This is a genomic window from Rhizobium leguminosarum, from assembly GCF_002953715.1.
Taxonomy (GTDB): domain Bacteria; phylum Pseudomonadota; class Alphaproteobacteria; order Rhizobiales; family Rhizobiaceae; genus Rhizobium; species Rhizobium leguminosarum_V.
The window spans coordinates 1,184,884-1,201,334 of record NZ_CP025012.1 but is presented as its reverse complement, the minus strand read 5'-3'; the positions used below and the strand labels follow the sequence as shown (position 1 = coordinate 1,201,334).

17 protein-coding genes are annotated in these 16,451 nt (G+C 61.9%); 9 read left to right on the top strand and 8 right to left on the bottom strand.

From position 1 onward, the window contains the following. Positions 1 to 5 precede the first annotated feature (5 nt). Both pdxA and rsmA read left to right on the top strand, forming a co-directional pair. Positions 6 to 1,034, top strand: coding sequence for a 4-hydroxythreonine-4-phosphate dehydrogenase PdxA (pdxA, locus tag CUJ84_RS06165; protein ID WP_105005583.1), 1,029 nt, complete (start codon positions 6 to 8; stop codon positions 1,032 to 1,034). Further along, positions 1,034 to 1,861, top strand: coding sequence for a 16S rRNA (adenine(1518)-N(6)/adenine(1519)-N(6))-dimethyltransferase RsmA (gene rsmA, locus CUJ84_RS06160; protein WP_105005582.1), 828 nt, complete (start codon positions 1,034 to 1,036; stop codon positions 1,859 to 1,861). The genes pdxA and rsmA overlap by 1 nt, the downstream gene beginning before the upstream one ends. 44 nt (positions 1,862 to 1,905) lie before the next feature. Here rsmA and gmk read toward each other — a convergent pair whose 3' ends face one another. The 7 genes from gmk to fabD all read right to left on the bottom strand — a co-directional run bounded on the left by gmk (position 1,906) and on the right by fabD (position 8,468). Beyond that, on the bottom strand, positions 1,906 to 2,568 hold the full coding sequence (gene gmk / locus CUJ84_RS06155; RefSeq protein WP_027685260.1) for a guanylate kinase: 663 nt from the start codon (positions 2,566 to 2,568) through the stop codon (positions 1,906 to 1,908). Positions 2,569 to 2,571: 3 nt separating this feature from the next. After that, positions 2,572 to 3,459 carry a YicC/YloC family endoribonuclease gene (locus tag CUJ84_RS06150; protein WP_105005581.1) on the bottom strand — a complete coding sequence of 296 codons (888 nt, stop codon included), beginning with the start codon at positions 3,457 to 3,459 and terminating at the stop codon, positions 2,572 to 2,574. 18 nt (positions 3,460 to 3,477) lie between these two features. Next, complete coding sequence (gene mltG, locus CUJ84_RS06145; protein ID WP_105008100.1) at positions 3,478 to 4,695, bottom strand: endolytic transglycosylase MltG; 1,218 nt, start codon at positions 4,693 to 4,695, stop codon at positions 3,478 to 3,480. Positions 4,696 to 4,879: 184 nt separating this feature from the next. Then, positions 4,880 to 6,139 carry a beta-ketoacyl-ACP synthase II gene (gene fabF / locus CUJ84_RS06140; RefSeq protein WP_105005580.1) on the bottom strand — a complete coding sequence of 420 codons (1,260 nt, stop codon included), beginning with the start codon at positions 6,137 to 6,139 and terminating at the stop codon, positions 4,880 to 4,882. Positions 6,140 to 6,232: 93 nt separating this feature from the next. Continuing rightward, complete coding sequence (locus CUJ84_RS06135) at positions 6,233 to 6,469, bottom strand: acyl carrier protein (protein WP_003547058.1); 237 nt, start codon at positions 6,467 to 6,469, stop codon at positions 6,233 to 6,235. 286 nt (positions 6,470 to 6,755) lie between these two features. Further along, positions 6,756 to 7,493: a 3-oxoacyl-[acyl-carrier-protein] reductase gene (gene fabG / locus CUJ84_RS06130; protein WP_105005579.1), complete on the bottom strand. Its 738-nt coding sequence runs from the start codon at positions 7,491 to 7,493 to the stop codon at positions 6,756 to 6,758. Positions 7,494 to 7,523: 30 nt separating this feature from the next. Then, positions 7,524 to 8,468, bottom strand: coding sequence for an ACP S-malonyltransferase (fabD, locus tag CUJ84_RS06125; RefSeq protein ID WP_105005578.1), 945 nt, complete (start codon positions 8,466 to 8,468; stop codon positions 7,524 to 7,526). A 201-nt stretch (positions 8,469 to 8,669) separates the two neighbouring features. Between fabD and CUJ84_RS06115 the strand changes: the two genes are divergently transcribed. From CUJ84_RS06115 to alr, 7 genes are all read left to right on the top strand, one after another. Next, positions 8,670 to 9,713: an aldo/keto reductase gene (locus CUJ84_RS06115; RefSeq protein WP_105005576.1), complete on the top strand. Its 1,044-nt coding sequence runs from the start codon at positions 8,670 to 8,672 to the stop codon at positions 9,711 to 9,713. A 375-nt stretch (positions 9,714 to 10,088) separates the two neighbouring features. Beyond that, the gene (gene rpsF, locus CUJ84_RS06110; protein WP_003547040.1) at positions 10,089 to 10,556 is read left to right on the top strand and encodes a 30S ribosomal protein S6; all 468 of its coding nucleotides are present in this window, start codon (positions 10,089 to 10,091) and stop codon (positions 10,554 to 10,556) included. 14 nt (positions 10,557 to 10,570) lie between these two features. Next, on the top strand, positions 10,571 to 10,819 hold the full coding sequence (rpsR, locus tag CUJ84_RS06105; protein ID WP_003547038.1) for a 30S ribosomal protein S18: 249 nt from the start codon (positions 10,571 to 10,573) through the stop codon (positions 10,817 to 10,819). A gap of 156 nt (positions 10,820 to 10,975) precedes the next feature. Further along, the gene (locus tag CUJ84_RS06100; protein ID WP_105005575.1) at positions 10,976 to 11,962 is read left to right on the top strand and encodes a DUF2232 domain-containing protein; all 987 of its coding nucleotides are present in this window, start codon (positions 10,976 to 10,978) and stop codon (positions 11,960 to 11,962) included. Positions 11,963 to 11,984: 22 nt separating this feature from the next. Further along, positions 11,985 to 12,563, top strand: coding sequence for a 50S ribosomal protein L9 (rplI, locus tag CUJ84_RS06095; RefSeq protein WP_003547025.1), 579 nt, complete (start codon positions 11,985 to 11,987; stop codon positions 12,561 to 12,563). Between the two features lie 375 nt (positions 12,564 to 12,938). Beyond that, complete coding sequence (locus CUJ84_RS06090) at positions 12,939 to 14,435, top strand: replicative DNA helicase (RefSeq protein ID WP_027685267.1); 1,497 nt, start codon at positions 12,939 to 12,941, stop codon at positions 14,433 to 14,435. Positions 14,436 to 14,524: 89 nt separating this feature from the next. Further along, positions 14,525 to 15,694 (top strand): alanine racemase, encoded by a 1,170-nt coding sequence (alr, locus tag CUJ84_RS06085; protein ID WP_197729258.1) that lies wholly within the window; start codon positions 14,525 to 14,527, stop codon positions 15,692 to 15,694. Between the two features lie 120 nt (positions 15,695 to 15,814). Here the strand turns inward: alr and CUJ84_RS06075 are convergent, their stop codons facing one another. Further along, entirely contained in the window at positions 15,815 to 16,450 is a 636-nt protein-coding gene (locus CUJ84_RS06075; RefSeq protein ID WP_105008098.1) for a LysE family translocator, read from the bottom strand. Position 16,451 lies beyond the last annotated feature (1 nt).

The window sequence follows — 16,451 nt, the reverse complement described above, 5'->3', positions numbered from 1 at the left end:
CGACAATGGCGATACCGTTTTCGCGACCGCTTGCGCTGAGCCAGGGCGACCCCGCCGGCATCGGGCCGGACATTACTCTGATGGCCTGGCTCCGGCGGCGTGAACTCGGGCTGCCGCCTTTCTTCCTGATCGGCGATCCTGATGTCTTGGCGCTGAGAGCCCGCCAGCTCAATCTGGCGGTTTCGATCCGCGAGACCGATAAAGCCAGCGAGGCCGCCGGCATGTTTGCCGACGCGCTGCCCGTCATGACCGTGCCGGCCGGCATCGAGGTGGTGGCCGGCGAGCCGCATGCGGCAACGGCGAAAAGCACGATCGCGGCGATCGAGAAAGCCGTGTCGCTTGTCATCACCGGCGAGGCGCTCGCGGTGGTCACCAACCCCATCGCCAAAGCCGTGCTCTACGAGGCGGGTTTCCGGTTTCCCGGCCATACCGAATTTCTCGCCGATCTCGCCGCCCGGGCGACCGGCCGGCCGGTGACACCGGTGATGATGTTATCAGGACCGAAGCTCCGGGCGATTCCCGTCACCATTCACATTCCGGTCCGGGACGTGCCGCAGGCGCTGACAGGCGAACTGATCGTGGAAACCTGCCGGATCGCCCATGAAGACCTGAGGCAGCGCTTCGGCATCGAGACGCCGCGGCTCGCCGTTGCCGGACTCAACCCGCATGCGGGCGAAGGCGGGGCGATCGGCAAGGAGGACGAGGACGTCATCCGTCCGGCGATCGAGCGCCTGCGCGACGAGGGCATCGATGCGATCGGGCCCCTGCCCGCCGATACGATGTTCCATGACGAGGCGCGGGCGCGATACGACGTCGCCGTCTGCATGTATCACGACCAGGCACTGATCCCAGCCAAGGCACTTGGTTTCGACGACAGCGTCAACGTGACGCTTGGGCTTCCCTTCGTGCGCACCTCGCCGGATCACGGCACCGCATTCGGCATCGCCGGCAAGGGACTGGCGCGCGAGCAGAGCCTCGTTGCGGCGCTGAAGCTCGCCGCACAGCTCGGCCGCAGTGCGGAAAGCCGCCGCTGATGGCAGCACTCGATGGCCTGCCGCCGCTTCGCGACGTCATCCAGCGTCACGGCCTCGACGCGCGCAAGGCGCTCGGGCAGAACTTCCTGCTCGATCTCAACCTCACCCAGAAGATCGCCCGCACGGCGGGGGCGCTCGACGACGCGACCGTTTTCGAGGTCGGCCCCGGCCCCGGCGGGCTGACGCGCGCGATCCTGGCGCTCGGCGCCAGGAAGGTTATCGCCATCGAGCGGGATACACGCTGCCTGCCGGCGCTCGCCGAAATCGCTGATCATTATCCCGGCCGGCTCGACGTGATCGAAGGCGATGCGCTGAAAACGGATTTCGAGACATTGGCGCCGGACGGTCCGATCAAGATCATTGCCAACCTGCCTTACAATGTCGGCACACAGTTGCTGGTCAACTGGCTGCTGCCGAAAGCGTGGCCACCGTTCTGGCAGTCACTGACGCTGATGTTTCAGAAGGAAGTCGGCGAGCGCATCGTCGCTAACGAAGACGACGACCATTACGGCCGTCTCGGCGTGCTCTGTGGCTGGCGAACGGAGGCACGCATGGCCTTCGACGTGCCGCCGCAAGCCTTCACGCCGCCGCCGAAAGTGACGTCGACGGTCGTGCATCTGGTCCCCCGCGAAAAACCCATTCCCTGCGCTGTCGCCAATCTGGAAAAAGTGACGCAGGCCGCTTTCGGCCAACGTCGCAAGATGCTGCGCCAAAGCCTGAAATCGCTCGGCGGCGAGAGCCTGCTCGTCAAGGCCGGGATCGATCCGGCGCGGCGGGCGGAAACGCTGTCTGTCGAGGAGTTCTGCCTTCTCGCAAACAGCCTGTAGGGCAATTCCAGGAACGTGCGAAGCGGTTTTCCCAGGAGTTTACTCTAAAGCGACGGCGTCTCTTCCAGCAGTACGCGGACGAAGTCGAACATGCCATGGCGGCGGTCGCGGCGCAGGCGTTCGGCCTTGACGATTGACTGGACGGCGTCGAGGGCGGCGTTGAGATCGTCGTTTATGATGACGTAGTCGTATTCGCGCCAATGGGCGATTTCGGCGCGGCTATTGGCGAGGCGCGTCTGGATGACCTCCTCGGAATCCTCGGCACGGCGATGCAGCCGCGACTGGAGTTCCGTCATGGTCGGCGGCAGCACGAAGATCGAGACCACGTCGGCCGACATCTTCTCCTGCAATTGCTGGGCGCCCTGCCAATCGATGTCAAAGAGCATGTCGCGGCCTTCGGCCATGGCCTGCTCGACCGGCTCGCGCGGCGTGCCGTAGAAATTGCCATGCACCTCGGCCCATTCGAGCAGCGCGTCGCTATCGCGCAGGCGCTCGAACTCGCGCACACTCTTGAAGTGGTAATGCACATCCTCGACTTCACTCGGGCGGCGCTGACGCGTGGTGACGCTGACGGAAAGGCCGATTTGCCTGTCGGTCTCCAGAAGCGTGCGCGCGATGGTGGACTTGCCGGCGCCCGACGGCGACGAGATGACAAGCATCAGACCGCGGCGGGCGATCTGCACGGGCGAGGATTTCGCCGGGTTCATGTCTTACTCCAAATTCTGGACCTGCTCGCGGAACTGGTCGATCACGACTTTCAGCTCGATGCCGGCAGCGGTAACCGCCGAGGCGTTCGACTTCGAGCAGATGGTATTCGATTCGCGGTTAAATTCCTGTGCAAGGAAGTCCAGACGGCGCCCGGCGGGGCCACCTTTCACCAGGAGATCGCGCGCTGCGGCGACATGAGCCTTGAGACGATCGATTTCCTCGCGCAGATCCGCTTTGGTCGCGAGCAGTGCGGCTTCGGCATGCAGCCTATCGCGGTCGAGTGCGGCCATGCCATCCATCAACAAGGCGACCTGCGCAACAAGCCGCGCGGCGATCTCCTGTGGCGAGCGCGACGGATCGAGCTCGATCATCCGTGTCAGGCCTTCGATCGTCGTGACATGGTCGAGGAGGATACGGGCCAGCGCCGAACCTTCCTGTTCGCGCATTGCTCTCAGATCAGAAAGCGCGGCCAGCAGGCCGGCAGCGATATCGGCGTCACGGGCGGCAAGGGCCTCCTCGCCATCCTCGCTTTCGCGGAATTCGACGATGCCGCGCACCAGAAGCAGCGTATCGAGCTTCAGCGGCGCCGGGTCGATGACACCGTCCAACTGCTCGCGCATAGCCAGCACAGCGGCGAGCGCCTCCTTGTTCAGCACCGCCTCGAACCGGTTCTCGTCGGCGGTGACGGATAGCGATGCCTGCAGGTTGCCGCGGCTAAAGCTTTCACCGGCGAGGCGGCGGACGTCTGCCTCCATGCGTTCGAGACCGGGCGGCAGGCGCAGGCGCAGGTCGAGGCCCTTACCGTTGACCGAGCGCAGTTCCCATGCCCAGCGCCAGCGGCCGCTCGTTCCCTCGCGCCGCGCAAAACCGGTCATGGACTGCAAAGCCATGCGTGCCTCCTGAAAGTATCAGTTGATCTTCTTTTTCTTCGGCGGCACGACGGTGGCGCCATTATCCGCCGGCTGCTCTTCCGGCTGGCCGTCGACTGCGATGTTGGGGTCCGAGCCCTTGTCGGCTTCGAGCTTGCGCCAGCGCTTGACGTTGGCATTGTGCTCCTCGAGCGTCGCAGCGAAAACATGACCACCGGTGCCGTCGGCGACGAAATAGAGGTCCTGCGTCTTCCAGGGATTGGCGACGGCTTCCAGCGCATCCTTGCCGGGATTGGCGATCGGCGTCGGCGGCAGTCCCTTGATGACATAGGTGTTGTAAGGCGTGTCCCGCTTGAGGTCAGACTGGTAGATCGGCCGGTCGGCCGGTTTGCCCTCGCCGCCGAAGAGGCCGTAGATGATCGTGGGGTCGGACTGCAGGCGCATGCCCTTGCCGAGCCTGTTCAGGAAAACGGAGGCGACGTGGGCACGCTCGTCGGGAACGCCGGTTTCCTTTTCGACGATCGAGGCGAGTGTCACGAATTCCTCTTTGGATCGCAGCGGCAGCGAGGAGTCGCGCTTGTCCCAGATCTGATCGACGAGCTTCTGCTGCGCAGCCGCCATCTGGTCGATGATCTCCGCACGCTTGGTGCCGCGCGAGAATTTGTAGGTATCCGGACGCAGGCTGCCCTCGGTCGGCAGTGCGGCCGGCAAGTCACCTTCCAGCACAGTATCCTGCAGCATGCGGTCGAACATCTGGCGGACCGTCAAGCCCTCAGGGAAGGAAACGGAATAGAGAATGGACTTGCCCGATTTCAGAAGCTCCATGATATCGCTCATGGAGACCTTCGCCTTGATCTCGTATTCACCCGCCTTCAGGCTCTCACCGGCAGAAAGATGCGTTGCCGTGAGATAGCGGAAGATGCGGGCATCGCTGATGATTGCGTTGCGCTCGAGGTTCGAGGCGATTTCGGCCAGACCAGCGCCGTTGCGGACGATGAAATTGGTGTTGGTCTGCAGCGGACCGGGGTTCCGATAGGTCGATGTGGCATAGTAGAAGCCGATGACGGCGACGACGCAGACCAGAACCGCCAGCGTCATGATGAAGTTCAGGAAAAGAACGACTTGGCCGCGGGCTTTCCTGGACCGCCGCGGCGGCTCCGGGACACGCTCAGGACGCAGGGCTTCGTTCGGCGACTTCGGGATGATCGGTCCCTTCTGCGCCTGGCTATCGTTGCTCTGGTTCGTCGTATCGCTCACCGGCAATCCTCTAAAACTTGACCCTCACTTCGCTATTTCGCGAAGCAATGCGGCAAAAGCAGGTTCTGCCGCCGTTCAAAGACGCCGTTGCCGGTCGTTATGCTTTCGCACACCCTCCTACTTAACGTAGAGGACGGCCGGTCTGCGGTGTAAGGGAGACCCGCTACACCGCACAGGACTTTTATTACGCGTAACGGCGCAGCACGAGCGACGCGTTCGTGCCGCCGAATCCGAACGAGTTGGACAGCGCCACATTGATTTCTCGCTCCCGAGCCTTATGCGGAACAAGATCGATCGCCGTCTCGCGTTCGGGATTGTCGAGATTGAGCGTCGGCGGCGCGATATTGTCGCGGATGGCGAGCGTGGTGAAGATCGCCTCGATGGCGCCGGCAGCACCGAGAAGGTGTCCAGTCGCCGACTTGGTCGAGGACATGGAGATCTTCGACGCCGCATTGCCGACCAGCCGCTCGACGGCGCCGAGTTCGATCGTATCGGCCATGGTCGAGGTACCGTGGGCGTTGATGTAATCGATATCGGCCGGCGTCAGCCCGGCGCGCTTCAGCGCCATCGCCATGCAGCGGCCGGCACCCTCGCCGTCTTCGGACGGCGCAGTGATGTGATAGGCATCGCCTGACAGGCCGTAGCCGACGATTTCGGCGTAGATCCTGGCGCCGCGCGCCTTGGCGTGTTCCAGTTCCTCGAGCACGACGATGCCGGCGCCTTCGCCCATGACGAAGCCGTCGCGGTCGCGATCATAGGGGCGCGAAGCCTTCTGCGGGTCGTCGTTGTGCTGGGTCGACAGTGCCTTGCAGGCGGCAAAGCCTGCAAGCGAAATGCGGCTGACGGGGGATTCCGTGCCGCCGGCGACCATGACGTCGGCGTCGCCCAGCGCGATCAGCCGCGCGGCATCGCCGATCGCATGCGCACCTGTCGAGCAGGCGGTGACGACCGAATGATTGGGTCCGCGCAGCTTGTGGCGGATCGAGACCTGGCCGGAGACGAGGTTGATCAGGCGGCCGGGAATGAAGAAGGGGGAGATGCGGCGCGGGCCCTTGTCGCGCAGGGTGTAACCCGCCTCGACAATGCCTTCGATGCCGCCGATGCCGGAGCCGATCAGCACGCCGGTGGCGATCTGGTCCTCATCGGTTTCAGGATGCCAGCCGGCATCGGCAAGCGCCATGTCGGCGGCGGCCATGCCGTAGATGATGAAGGGATCGACCTTGCGCTGCTCCTTCGGCTCCATCCACTGATCGACATTGAAGGTGCCGTCGGTGCCGTCACCGATAGGAATACGACAGGCGATCTTGGCGGGAAGGTCATCGACCTCGAATTCGGTGACGAGGCGGGCGCCGTTCTGACCGGCAAGCAGCCGGGACCACGTCACCTCGGTTCCGCATCCCAAGGGTGATACCATGCCGGTACCGGTGATGACCACACGTCTCATCGCGTGCTTTCCCCCGTCTCGTATGTTCTATGGAGAAGTATGCTGAAAAGAAAAGGGCGGACTCCAGGCCCGCCCTTTCTCAAATTCACAGGATCAGGCCTGGGCCTTCTCAATAAACTTCACTGCATCGCCGACCGTCAGGATCGAGTCGGCAGCGTCGTCAGGAATTTCAACGCCGAATTCTTCTTCGAAAGCCATGACAAGTTCGACCGTGTCGAGCGAGTCAGCGCCCAGATCGTCGATAAAGCTGGCGCTCTCGACGACCTTGTCGGCATCAACGCCAAGATGATCAATAACAATTTTCTTTACGCGTTCTGCGATATCGCTCATGTCGGTTTCCTCGACCTTATGTCCTGATCGGAATGCCATCACGGCACCCCTACCCTGTTTCAGCCTGCGATGTTTTCAGACATCCTCGGCAAACTCGTTTACCCGGCTTCAGAGATGTCCCAGGCTTGCAAAAAGCCCGCCGGTCCGTCTGCTTTCTCGGGACGACTGTTCACAGTCATGGCCCGCTTAACATGCTTTATGTCTGCCGCAAAGCCAGAAAATCAACGGTTCGTGATTGCTCAACATGCTATTGGCGGAATTATTCCAATGCCAGCGGTTTGTCGTTTCAGATCATCGCCATGCCGCCGTTTACGTGCAGCGTCTGGCCCGTCATATAGGCAGCCTCGGAGGACGCAAGGTAAGCAACCGCCGAAGCGACCTCGCCGCCCGTGCCCATGCGCTTCATCGGGATCGCCCCCATGATCGCTTCCTTCTGCTTGTCGTTGAGCTTGCCGGTCATGGCGCTCTCGATGAAGCCCGGTGCCACGCAATTGACCGTCACGTTGCGGGTGGCGATTTCCTGTGCCAGGGACTTGGTGAAGCCGATCATGCCGGCCTTGGAGGCGCAGTAATTGGCCTGCCCCGGATTGCCGGTGACGCCGACGACGGAGGTGATATTGATGATGCGGCCATAGCGGCGACGCATCATCGGATGCGTCAATTCGCGCGTCAGGCGGAACGTCGATGTCAGGTTCACTTCGAGGACGCTGTCCCAGTCCTCGTCGCTCATGCGCACGAAGAGGCCGTCGCGGGTAATGCCGGCATTATTGACGAGAATATCGACTCCTTCGAGGTCGGCCTCGGCCTTCTGGCCGAGCGCCTTGACCTCACCGCGGTCGGACAGATTGGCCGGGAAGATCTTGACGCGCTCGCCGAGATCGGCCGCCAGCGCTTCCAGTTTCTCGACGCGGGTGCCGTGCAGGCCGACGACGGCGCCCTGCTTATGAAGAAGGCGGGCGATTTCCTCGCCGATACCGCCGGATGCGCCGGTGACGAGAGCCTTGCGGCCGGAGAGATCGAGCATGGAAACGTTCCTTATATCTGGAGATACCAATCAGGCCATGAGGGCGGCGACGGCCGCGTCGATATCCGCCGGACCGTTGACGGAGATGCCGTTGATCGTCTTGTCGATGCGGCGGGCAAGGCCGGTCAGCACCTTGCCGGAACCGAGTTCATAGAGCGTCGTGACGCCATTTCCGGCGAACCATTCCACGGTCTCGCGCCAGCGGACCTGACCGGTCACCTGCTCGACCAGGAGGCTGGCGATCTCGTCGGCGCCTGTCACGGGGGCGGCACGGACATTGGCGATGATGGGCACGACCGGATCGGATTTGGCGACCGTTGCCAGCGCTTCGCGCATGGCGTCGGCGGCCGGCGCCATCAGTGTCGAATGGAACGGAGCGGAGACCGGCAGCAGGATGGCGCGCTTGGCGCCCTTGTCGGTCGCAAGGCCGGCCGCCTTTTCGACGGCTGCCTTCTCGCCCGAGATGACGATCTGGCCGCCGCCATTGTCGTTGGCGATCTGGCAGGCGCCGGCGGCGGCTGCTGCCTCGCAGACGGCAACGACGTCGGCATGCTCGAGGCCGATGATCGCGGCCATGGCGCCGACGCCGACTGGGACGGCCGCCTGCATGGCATTGCCGCGGATGCGCAACAGCCGCGCGGTGTCGGCGAGCGAAAAGGTGCCGGCGGCGCAAAGTGCCGAATATTCGCCGAGCGAATGACCGGCGACGTAAGCGACCTTCGACTTCAGATCCAGCCCTTTGGCTTCGAGAACGCGGACGACGGCGATCGAGACGGCCATCAGCGCCGGCTGGGCGTTCGCCGTCAAGGTCAACGTATCCTCGGGACCGTTGAACATGACGTCCGAAAGCTTTTCACCGAGTGCCTGATCGACCTCTTCGAAAACGGCGCGAGCTTCCGCGAAATTCTCGGCGAGATCCTTGCCCATGCCGACGGCCTGACTGCCCTGACCGGGAAAAGTGAAAGCGATGGTCATTTTCATGTCCCTGATTACGCCCCTTAAGGCTGTTTTGCCTCCAATTGACATTCTTTCCGGCAGAGTCAAGTGGCGGCTCATTCTCCGCAAAGCCTTTCGCGCGCGCGCAAAAGCCCGGTTTTTGCTCTTGCGCTCCGCCAAATCCAGCCTAGATTTGCGCGGACCTCCCCAAGGCTTTCACCTCTCTCCCAAGGTTTTTTCATGAAGTACAATTCACTAGGCCGCACCGAGATTTCCGTTTCAGAGATTTGCCTTGGCACCATGACCTGGGGTTCGCAGAACAGCGAAGCCGATGCTCATGCGCAGATGGACTACGCCGTCGAAAAGGGCGTCAATTTCTTCGATACGGCCGAGCTTTATCCGACCACCCCGGTTTCGGCGGCGACACAGGGCTGGACCGAAGACTATATCGGCAGTTGGTTCAAGAAGACCGGCAAGCGCGGCGATATCGTGCTCGCCACCAAGGTCGCAGGCCGCGGCCGCGACTATATACGCGGCGGCGAAGGTGCCGATGCAAAGAATATCCGCCTGGCGCTCGAGGCCAGCCTGGCGCGGCTGAAGACCGATTATATCGACCTCTACCAGATCCACTGGCCGAACCGCGGCCATTTCCATTTCCGCCAGAACTGGAGCTACAATCCCTTCAACCAGGATCGCGACAAGGCCGTCGCCAATATGCTCGACATCCTGGAAACGCTCGGTGCGCTGGTGAAGGAAGGCAAGATCCGCGCGATCGGTCTTTCCAACGAGACCACCTGGGGCATACAGAAATATCTGACGCTCTCCGAACAGAAGAACCTGCCGCGCGTTGCGAGCGTCCAGAACGAATATAATCTGCTCTACCGCCATTTCGACCTCGATCTCGCCGAGCTCTCGCATCACGAAGATGTCGGGCTGCTCGCTTATTCGCCGCTCGCCGGCGGCATCCTCTCCGGAAAATATGTCGATGGTGGCAGGCCGAAGGGTTCGCGCGGTTCGATCAACCCCGATATCGGAGGCCGGCTGCAGCCGCTGCAAGAGCCGGCGACCAAAGCCTATCTGCAGATCGCGGCCAGATATGATCTCGATCCGGCAGCGATGGCGCTTGCCTTCTGCCGATCAAGGCCGTTCATGGCTTCGGTCATCATCGGCGCGACGTCGATGGAGCAGTTGAAAGTCGATATCGGCGCCGCCGACCTGACGCTTTCGGACGAGGTGCTCGCGGAGATCGCCAAGGTGCACCGGCAGTATCCGCTGACGCTTTGATCATATTCCTTGGCGCCTGCCCAACGCTAGAACAGGATTGGAGCATGATGTCGTCCGAAAACCGCTCACACTTTTCGGCATCATGCTCCGCCCACCGGTTTGCGTCGGGTTGGAGTGTCCGATTGCGCTTGCCTTTCCGCGAAAAATCCGTATAAGCCGCCCTGTTCGTTAACCCGGTCTTCTGGCTGGTGGCTGAACGGAGGGCCGGTTTCCTCTTGGAAATCGTTCGGAACGGAAGCGTTCCAGCCTCCCGTGTCTCCGCTCTCGACCGTCTCGGAAACGCTTTCTTGCCTGGGTTCGCCCAATCAGGAGCAGTCGTTGAGGCTTAGCCGCCGAATATCGGGTTGAACCAAACGCAAGAAAGGCAAAGCTGTCATGGCTCTTTATGAACATGTATTCCTTGCCCGGCAGGATATTTCCGCTCAGCAGGTCGATGCCCTCGTAGAACAGTACAAGGGTGTGATCGAAGCTAACGGCGGTAAGGTCGGGCGTATCGAGAACTGGGGCCTCAAGTCCCTCACCTACCGCATCAAGAAGAACCGTAAGGCGCACTACGCCCTGATGGACATTGATGCCCCGGCTGCTGCCGTCCAGGAAATGGAACGTCAGATGCGCATCAGCGAAGACGTTCTTCGCTACATGACGATCGCCGTCGAGAAGCATGAAGAAGGTCCGTCTGCCATGATGCAGAAGCGCGACCGTGACGACCGTCCGCGTGAAGGCGGCCGTGGCCCGCGTGAAGGCGGCTTCGGTGATCGCGATCGCGGCCCGCGTCCGCCGCGTGAAGGTGGCTTCGGCGACCGTGACGACCGTCCGCGCCGTCCGCGCGAAGACCGTGTATAAGGGAGATCTGAGATATGTCTGAAACTTCCTCCGCTCCGGTCCGCCGCCCGTTCCATCGCCGCCGCAAGACCTGCCCGTTCTCCGGCGCCAACGCGCCGCGGATCGACTACAAGGACGTACGCCTGCTGCAGCGCTACATTTCCGAGCGCGGCAAGATCGTTCCGTCCCGCATCACGGCCGTTTCCCAGAAGAAGCAGCGCGAACTCGCCCAGGCGATCAAGCGCGCCCGTTTCCTCGGCCTGCTGCCCTACGTCGTCGCCTAATCGGTCGACGCCAACACCTTTGAGGGAAGGCATTCGTGCCTTCCCTTCTCCCTTCCGCGATGGGCGCGGATCGGAACTCTTAAAACCCATGTTGAGACGTTTCTGAATTTGATTCAGCAACATCCTCTAACTGCTTGATGAAGCAGGACAGCGACCTTGAAACGACCGAACATTAGAACGCTGCTGATCGGCGCACTCGCCGGATTGACCGCCGCCCTGCTGGTGCTGGGCGCGAGCATGCAGCCGTCGTTTTTCAGCGCGCTTCTTTATACGGCCTCGGCTCTGCCGATCCTGATCGTCGGGCTCGGCTGGGGCAATGCAGCCGCAGTCTCGGCCGTTGTCACCGCCGCGGCACTCGGCGCGATCTTGATCTCGCCTTCCTTCGCGCTGATCATGACGATGGTGACGCTGCTGCCGGCCGGTTGGCTCAGCCATCTCGCCAATCTGGCGCGTCCGGCCGCCGAACTCGGTGGGCCCGACCATCTGCTTGCCTGGTATCCGCTCTCCGATATCCTGCTGCATCTCTGCGGTCTGGTGACGCTCGCCGTCATCGTCATCGGCGTGATCATCGGCTACGGGCCTGAGATCACCGATCCGATCGTCGATCTGCTGATCACCTCGCTCAAGCAGCAGCAGCCTGAATTCATGCCCGATCCGGCGGCGACCGCGCAGACCAAGTCGCTGATCCTGCTGATGCTGCCGGCATTGCAGGGCGGCATGTGGGTCGCCATGCTGTTTGCCGCCTATTATTTCGCCGTGCGCATCGTTGCAGCGTCCGGCCGCGGCCTTCGTCCGCGCGAGGATATTCCCTCGTCGCTGCGCATGAACCGCAACTCGATCTTCATCTTCCTGGCCGGACTTGCCGCCTGCTTTTTCGGCGGCGTCCCGGCGCTGGTCGGTGCGACCGTGATCGGCGCCTTCGGCGCCGGCTTCATGCTTTCCGGTTTTGCCTCGCTGCATTTCCGCACGCGCGGCAAGGACTGGCGCATACCAGCCCTCATCCTCTGCTATCTGGCCTCGATGCTCATGCTGCTGCCAGCTCTCCTCATCCTCGTTCTCGGTCTCAGTGATACGCGCAAGGCGATCGCGCTGACCCCGACGAAAGATGCTGATGCCCCCAAACAATCCGATACGAAAATCTGAGACACAAGAAAGGAAAAAGAAAATGGAAGTCATCCTTCTCGAACGCATCTCCAAGCTCGGCCAGATGGGCGAAACCGTAAAGGTTCGCGACGGCTTTGCCCGCAACTACCTGCTGCCGCTCGGCAAGGCGCTGCGCGCCAATGCCGCCAACAAGACCCGCTTCGAAGCCGAGCGCGCGACGCTCGAAGCCCGCAACCTCGAGCGCAAGTCGGAAGCCCAGACGGTCGCCGACGTTCTCGACGGCAAGTCCTTCATCGTCGTGCGCTCCGCCGGCGAAACCGGCCAGCTCTACGGTTCGGTTGCTGCCCGTGACGTCGTCGAGATTCTCGGCGCCGAAGGCTTCAACATCGGCCGCAACCAGGTTCACCTCAACACGCCGATCAAGTCGATCGGCCTGCACAAGGTCGAGCTGCAGCTGCATGCCGAAGTCGAAATCCACGTCGAGCTGAACGTTGCCCGTTCGGCCGAAGAGGCAGAGCGCCAGTCCAAGGGCGAAGAACTCACCTCGGTCGACGCGATCTACGGCGTCGACGAAGACGCGTTGCGTCCGGAAGACTTCTTCGATCCGGAAGCCGACGGCGTCGACGAAGACGAAGCATAATTCTCGTCGGAGCGATCCGCGTGAAGGAAAGCCCGGCCACCGCGCCGGGCTTTTTCGTTTCCATGCCTTCGATATGAGCCGCTGATCGCCTCACTTCTTTTAAGGGGATTTTCCGGATGTTTTTGCTGCGTGCCTTATCGCATCACGCTAAAGTAGCGTTCTCCGAAACGGATGGGCTGAGTCGGCGCCATGCCGTGTCGTGCGGGTGACACTGCCAGTATTTCTCCTTTGTGTCGCCCAAGACTGTGGAGAAGTCGAACAACGTGCACAGCGTTCAGGATTTAGGCGAAGCGAGCCCCCGCTCCTTTCGTAGCCTCTTGATTTTCGCGTCCGGAATTGCAAATCCGGAACTGGAAAAAGACAGAACGGATGATGATGAACGACGCCGCTCGAAAGATTACAGCTGTTGCCTCGTCAGAGCAGCATTACCGCGAAGCACCCAACAATATCGAAGCCGAGCAGGCGCTTCTGGGTGCGATCCTGATGAACAACGACGCCTATTACCGGGTGTCGGACTTCCTGAAGCCGATCCATCTCTATGAACCGCTGCACCGGAAGATTTTCGAGGTTGCCGGCGACATCATCCGCATGGGCAAGATCGCCAATCCGGTGACGATCAAGACCTTCCTGAAAGCCGACGAGAAGGTCGGCGACATGACGGTTTCACAATATCTGGCGAGCCTCGTCAGCAATGCCGTCACCGTCATCAATGCCGAGGATTACGGCCGCGCTATCTACGACCTGGCACTGCGCCGGGCGCTGATCACCATCGGCGAGGACGTCGTCAACATCGCCTATGACGCGCCGCTCGACATGCCGCCGCAGTCGCAGATCGAGGATACCGAACGCCGCCTCTTCGAACTGGCGGAAAACGGCCGCTACGACGGCGGATTCCAGGCCTTCAATGATGCTGTTGCGCTGGCGATCGACATGGCGGCCGTCGCCAAGGAACGTGACGGCGGACTTTCCGGCATTTCCACCGGCATCCATTCGCTGGATTCCAAGATGGGCGGCCTGCAGCGGTCGGACTTGATCGTGCTGGCCGGACGCCCCGGCATGGGCAAGACCTCGCTTGCCACCAACATCGCCTACAATATCGCTGCCGCCTATGAAGGCGAAGTGCAGTCGGACGGCAGCATGAAGGCAAAGAACGGCGGCGTCGTCGGCTTCTATTCACTCGAAATGTCGTCCGAACAGCTCGCCACCCGTATCATCTCCGAGCAGACGGAAGTCTCCTCCTCGAAGATCCGCCGCGGCGACATCAACGATGCCGATTTCGAAAAGCTCGTCGCCTGCTCGATGATGATGCAGAAGGTGCCGCTCTTTATCGACCAGACCGGCGGCATCTCGATCGCCCAGCTTTCGGCCCGCGCGCGCCGTCTGAAGCGCCAGCGCGGCCTCGACGTGCTTGTGGTCGACTACATTCAGCTGATGACCGGCTCGGGCAAATCCAGCGACAACCGCGTGCAGGAAATCACCCAGATCACCACCGGCCTGAAGGCGCTCGGCAAGGAGCTCAACGTTCCGATCATCGCGCTGTCGCAGCTCTCGCGTCAGGTCGAAAGCCGCGACGACAAGCGGCCGCAGCTGTCCGACCTTCGCGAATCCGGCTCGATCGAGCAGGACGCCGACGTCGTGCTCTTCGTGTTCCGCGAGGAATATTACGTCAAGAATTCGGAGCCGCGCGACATCCACGATCCGAAATATCCGGAATGGGAAGCGCTATTCGACAAGGTGAAGGGCACGGCCGATGTCATCATCGCCAAGCAGCGCCACGGGCCGACGGGCACGGTGAAGCTCGCCTTCCAGGCGGAATTCACGCGCTTTGCCGATCTCGCCGATCCCTCCTTCACCCAATATGAAGAGCACTGATCGTGCGGATGCTGCAATGCAGCACCGGGCTTTCCCTTGACATAGTTGATCTTTAAACTGGCCGGAGAATCCCTCTCCGGCCTCTTTCGATGTGGATCATGAGCGAATTTTTCGACGCCCCCGAAGACGACAATTTTGCCTCGGCCGGCCTGCGGCTGACCGTCGACCTGACCGCCCTGACGGAGAACTGGCGCGACATGGCGCGCCGCTCGGGTGCGGCGCGCGCCTCGGCGGTGGTCAAGGCGGATGCCTATGGCATGGGCATCGAGGATGCCGGCGAAGCGCTCTATATGGCGGGCGCGCGCGACTTCTTCGTCGCCACCGTCGACGAGGGCGTGACGCTTCGCCTCTATGCGCCCGAGGCGCGCATCTTCGTGCTTTCCGGCATCTGGCCGGGCACCGAGCGGCGCTTCTTCGACAATGATCTGGTGCCGGTGATTTCCTCCGACGAACAGCTCGCCTTCTGGATGGCGGTGCTTGCCGATTACGGCGACTACCCCTGCGCGCTGCATGTCGATACCGGCTTCAATCGGCTCGGACTGCATATCGACGATGCGATCGCGCTCGCCGACGACGTCTCACGGCCTGCGAGCTTCGCGCCCGTGCTTGTCATGAGCCACCTCGCCTGCGCCGACGATCCAAGCCATGCGATGAACCGGCAGCAGCTCGAATCATTCCACAGAGTTAGCGCCGCTTATGAAGGCATCGATTCAAGTCTTGCGGCCTCGGCCGGTATTTTTCTCGGTGAGGATTATCACTTCGACCTGACCCGCCCCGGCATCGCGCTCTATGGCGGCGAAGCGGTCAGCGGCATGTCGAACCCGATGCGGCCGGTGGCGACGGCGGAAGCGCGCATCATCCAGGTGCGCAGCGTCGAGGCCGGCGAGACCGTCAGCTATGGGCGGGCGCTGCAGCTTGGCCGCGAAAGCCGGCTGGCGATCGCCTCGGCCGGTTATGCCGACGGCTACATGCGCAGCCAGTCGAGCGGCGGCGTGCCGCTGCGCCAGGTGGTGCCGCAAGGCGGGCAAGGCTTCATCGCCGGACACAAGGTTCCGGTTGCCGGCCGGATCACCATGGACCTGACGATCTTCGATATCACCGACCTGCCTGACAATGCCGTGCGCGCCGGGGATTATGTCGAGCTGTTTGGAAAGAACATGCCGGTGGACGACGTGGCCAGGTTATCCGGCACGATCGGATACGAGATCCTGACCAGCATGGGGCTCCGCCACGAGCGGCGCTACGTCGCCGAGGAATAACGACCGTTCTAGAACAGGATGATTTTGGGCCGGGTCGGCCTAAAATCTGAATCCTGTTCTAAATTATTAGTTGGAGCATGATGTCGTTCGAAAACCGCTCACACTTTTCGGCATCATGCTCTAGCGGCTGCTGAGGGCGAGACGGACACCGAGCGCCAGGAAAAGCGCACCGAGGCCGCGATCGAGCCAGAGTCCGATTTTTTGATTATGCCTGATTGCGTGAGCAAGGCGCCCGCCGAGAAGGACGAGCGGCGGCTCGATGAAGGCCGCCACGACGATGATGAGCCCGCCATGCAGCATGAGTTGCGCCCATGCCGGCCCTGCCCCTTCGACGACGAATTGCGGCAGGAAGGCCAGGAAGAATATCGCCACTTTCGGATTGAGCAGCGACACCAGGATTCCCTGCCGGTAGATTCTTGCAACCGGCAAACTTTCACCGGCAGCCTTTATCGGGCCGTCGCCGCCACCGGAGCGCAAAGCCTGAATGCCGAGCCAGACCAGATAGGCGGCGCCGATCCATTTGACTGTCGAGAAGGCGACGGCGGAAGCGGCAAGTATGGCCGAGAGACCGAGTGCTGCCATCAGGACATGCAGGCAGGCGCCGGACCAGACGCCGAACAGCGCGAAAAAACCGGCACGTTTTCCGCTTCTCATCGTATGACCGAGGATGAAAGCGATGTCGGGACCGGGCGAGAGATTGAGCAGAACCGCAGCCGACAGAAATGCAAGCCAGTGCGCAAACGAATAATCGAACATC

What these genes read in the sequence shown, in the direction of transcription:
- CUJ84_RS06115 (WP_105005576.1), top strand. Translation starts at nt 8,670, where the DNA reads ATGAAGTACAATTCACTAGGCCGCACCGAGATTTCCGTTTCAGAGATT.
- rpsR (WP_003547038.1), top strand. Translation starts at nt 10,571, where the DNA reads ATGTCTGAAACTTCCTCCGCTCCGGTCCGCCGCCCGTTCCATCGCCGC.
- alr (WP_197729258.1), top strand. Translation starts at nt 14,525, where the DNA reads ATGTGGATCATGAGCGAATTTTTCGACGCCCCCGAAGACGACAATTTT.
- gmk (WP_027685260.1), bottom strand. Translation starts at nt 2,568, where the DNA reads ATGAACCCGGCGAAATCCTCGCCCGTGCAGATCGCCCGCCGCGGTCTG.
- CUJ84_RS06090 (WP_027685267.1), top strand. Translation starts at nt 12,939, where the DNA reads ATGAACGACGCCGCTCGAAAGATTACAGCTGTTGCCTCGTCAGAGCAG.
- CUJ84_RS06075 (WP_105008098.1), bottom strand. Translation starts at nt 16,450, where the DNA reads ATGTTCGATTATTCGTTTGCGCACTGGCTTGCATTTCTGTCGGCTGCG.
- CUJ84_RS06135 (WP_003547058.1), bottom strand. Translation starts at nt 6,469, where the DNA reads ATGAGCGATATCGCAGAACGCGTAAAGAAAATTGTTATTGATCATCTT.
- pdxA (WP_105005583.1), top strand. Translation starts at nt 6, where the DNA reads ATGGCGATACCGTTTTCGCGACCGCTTGCGCTGAGCCAGGGCGACCCC.
- rpsF (WP_003547040.1), top strand. Translation starts at nt 10,089, where the DNA reads ATGGCTCTTTATGAACATGTATTCCTTGCCCGGCAGGATATTTCCGCT.
- fabF (WP_105005580.1), bottom strand. Translation starts at nt 6,139, where the DNA reads ATGAGACGTGTGGTCATCACCGGTACCGGCATGGTATCACCCTTGGGA.
- rsmA (WP_105005582.1), top strand. Translation starts at nt 1,034, where the DNA reads ATGGCAGCACTCGATGGCCTGCCGCCGCTTCGCGACGTCATCCAGCGT.
- fabD (WP_105005578.1), bottom strand. Translation starts at nt 8,468, where the DNA reads ATGACCATCGCTTTCACTTTTCCCGGTCAGGGCAGTCAGGCCGTCGGC.
- CUJ84_RS06150 (WP_105005581.1), bottom strand. Translation starts at nt 3,459, where the DNA reads ATGGCTTTGCAGTCCATGACCGGTTTTGCGCGGCGCGAGGGAACGAGC.
- rplI (WP_003547025.1), top strand. Translation starts at nt 11,985, where the DNA reads ATGGAAGTCATCCTTCTCGAACGCATCTCCAAGCTCGGCCAGATGGGC.
- fabG (WP_105005579.1), bottom strand. Translation starts at nt 7,493, where the DNA reads ATGCTCGATCTCTCCGGCCGCAAGGCTCTCGTCACCGGCGCATCCGGC.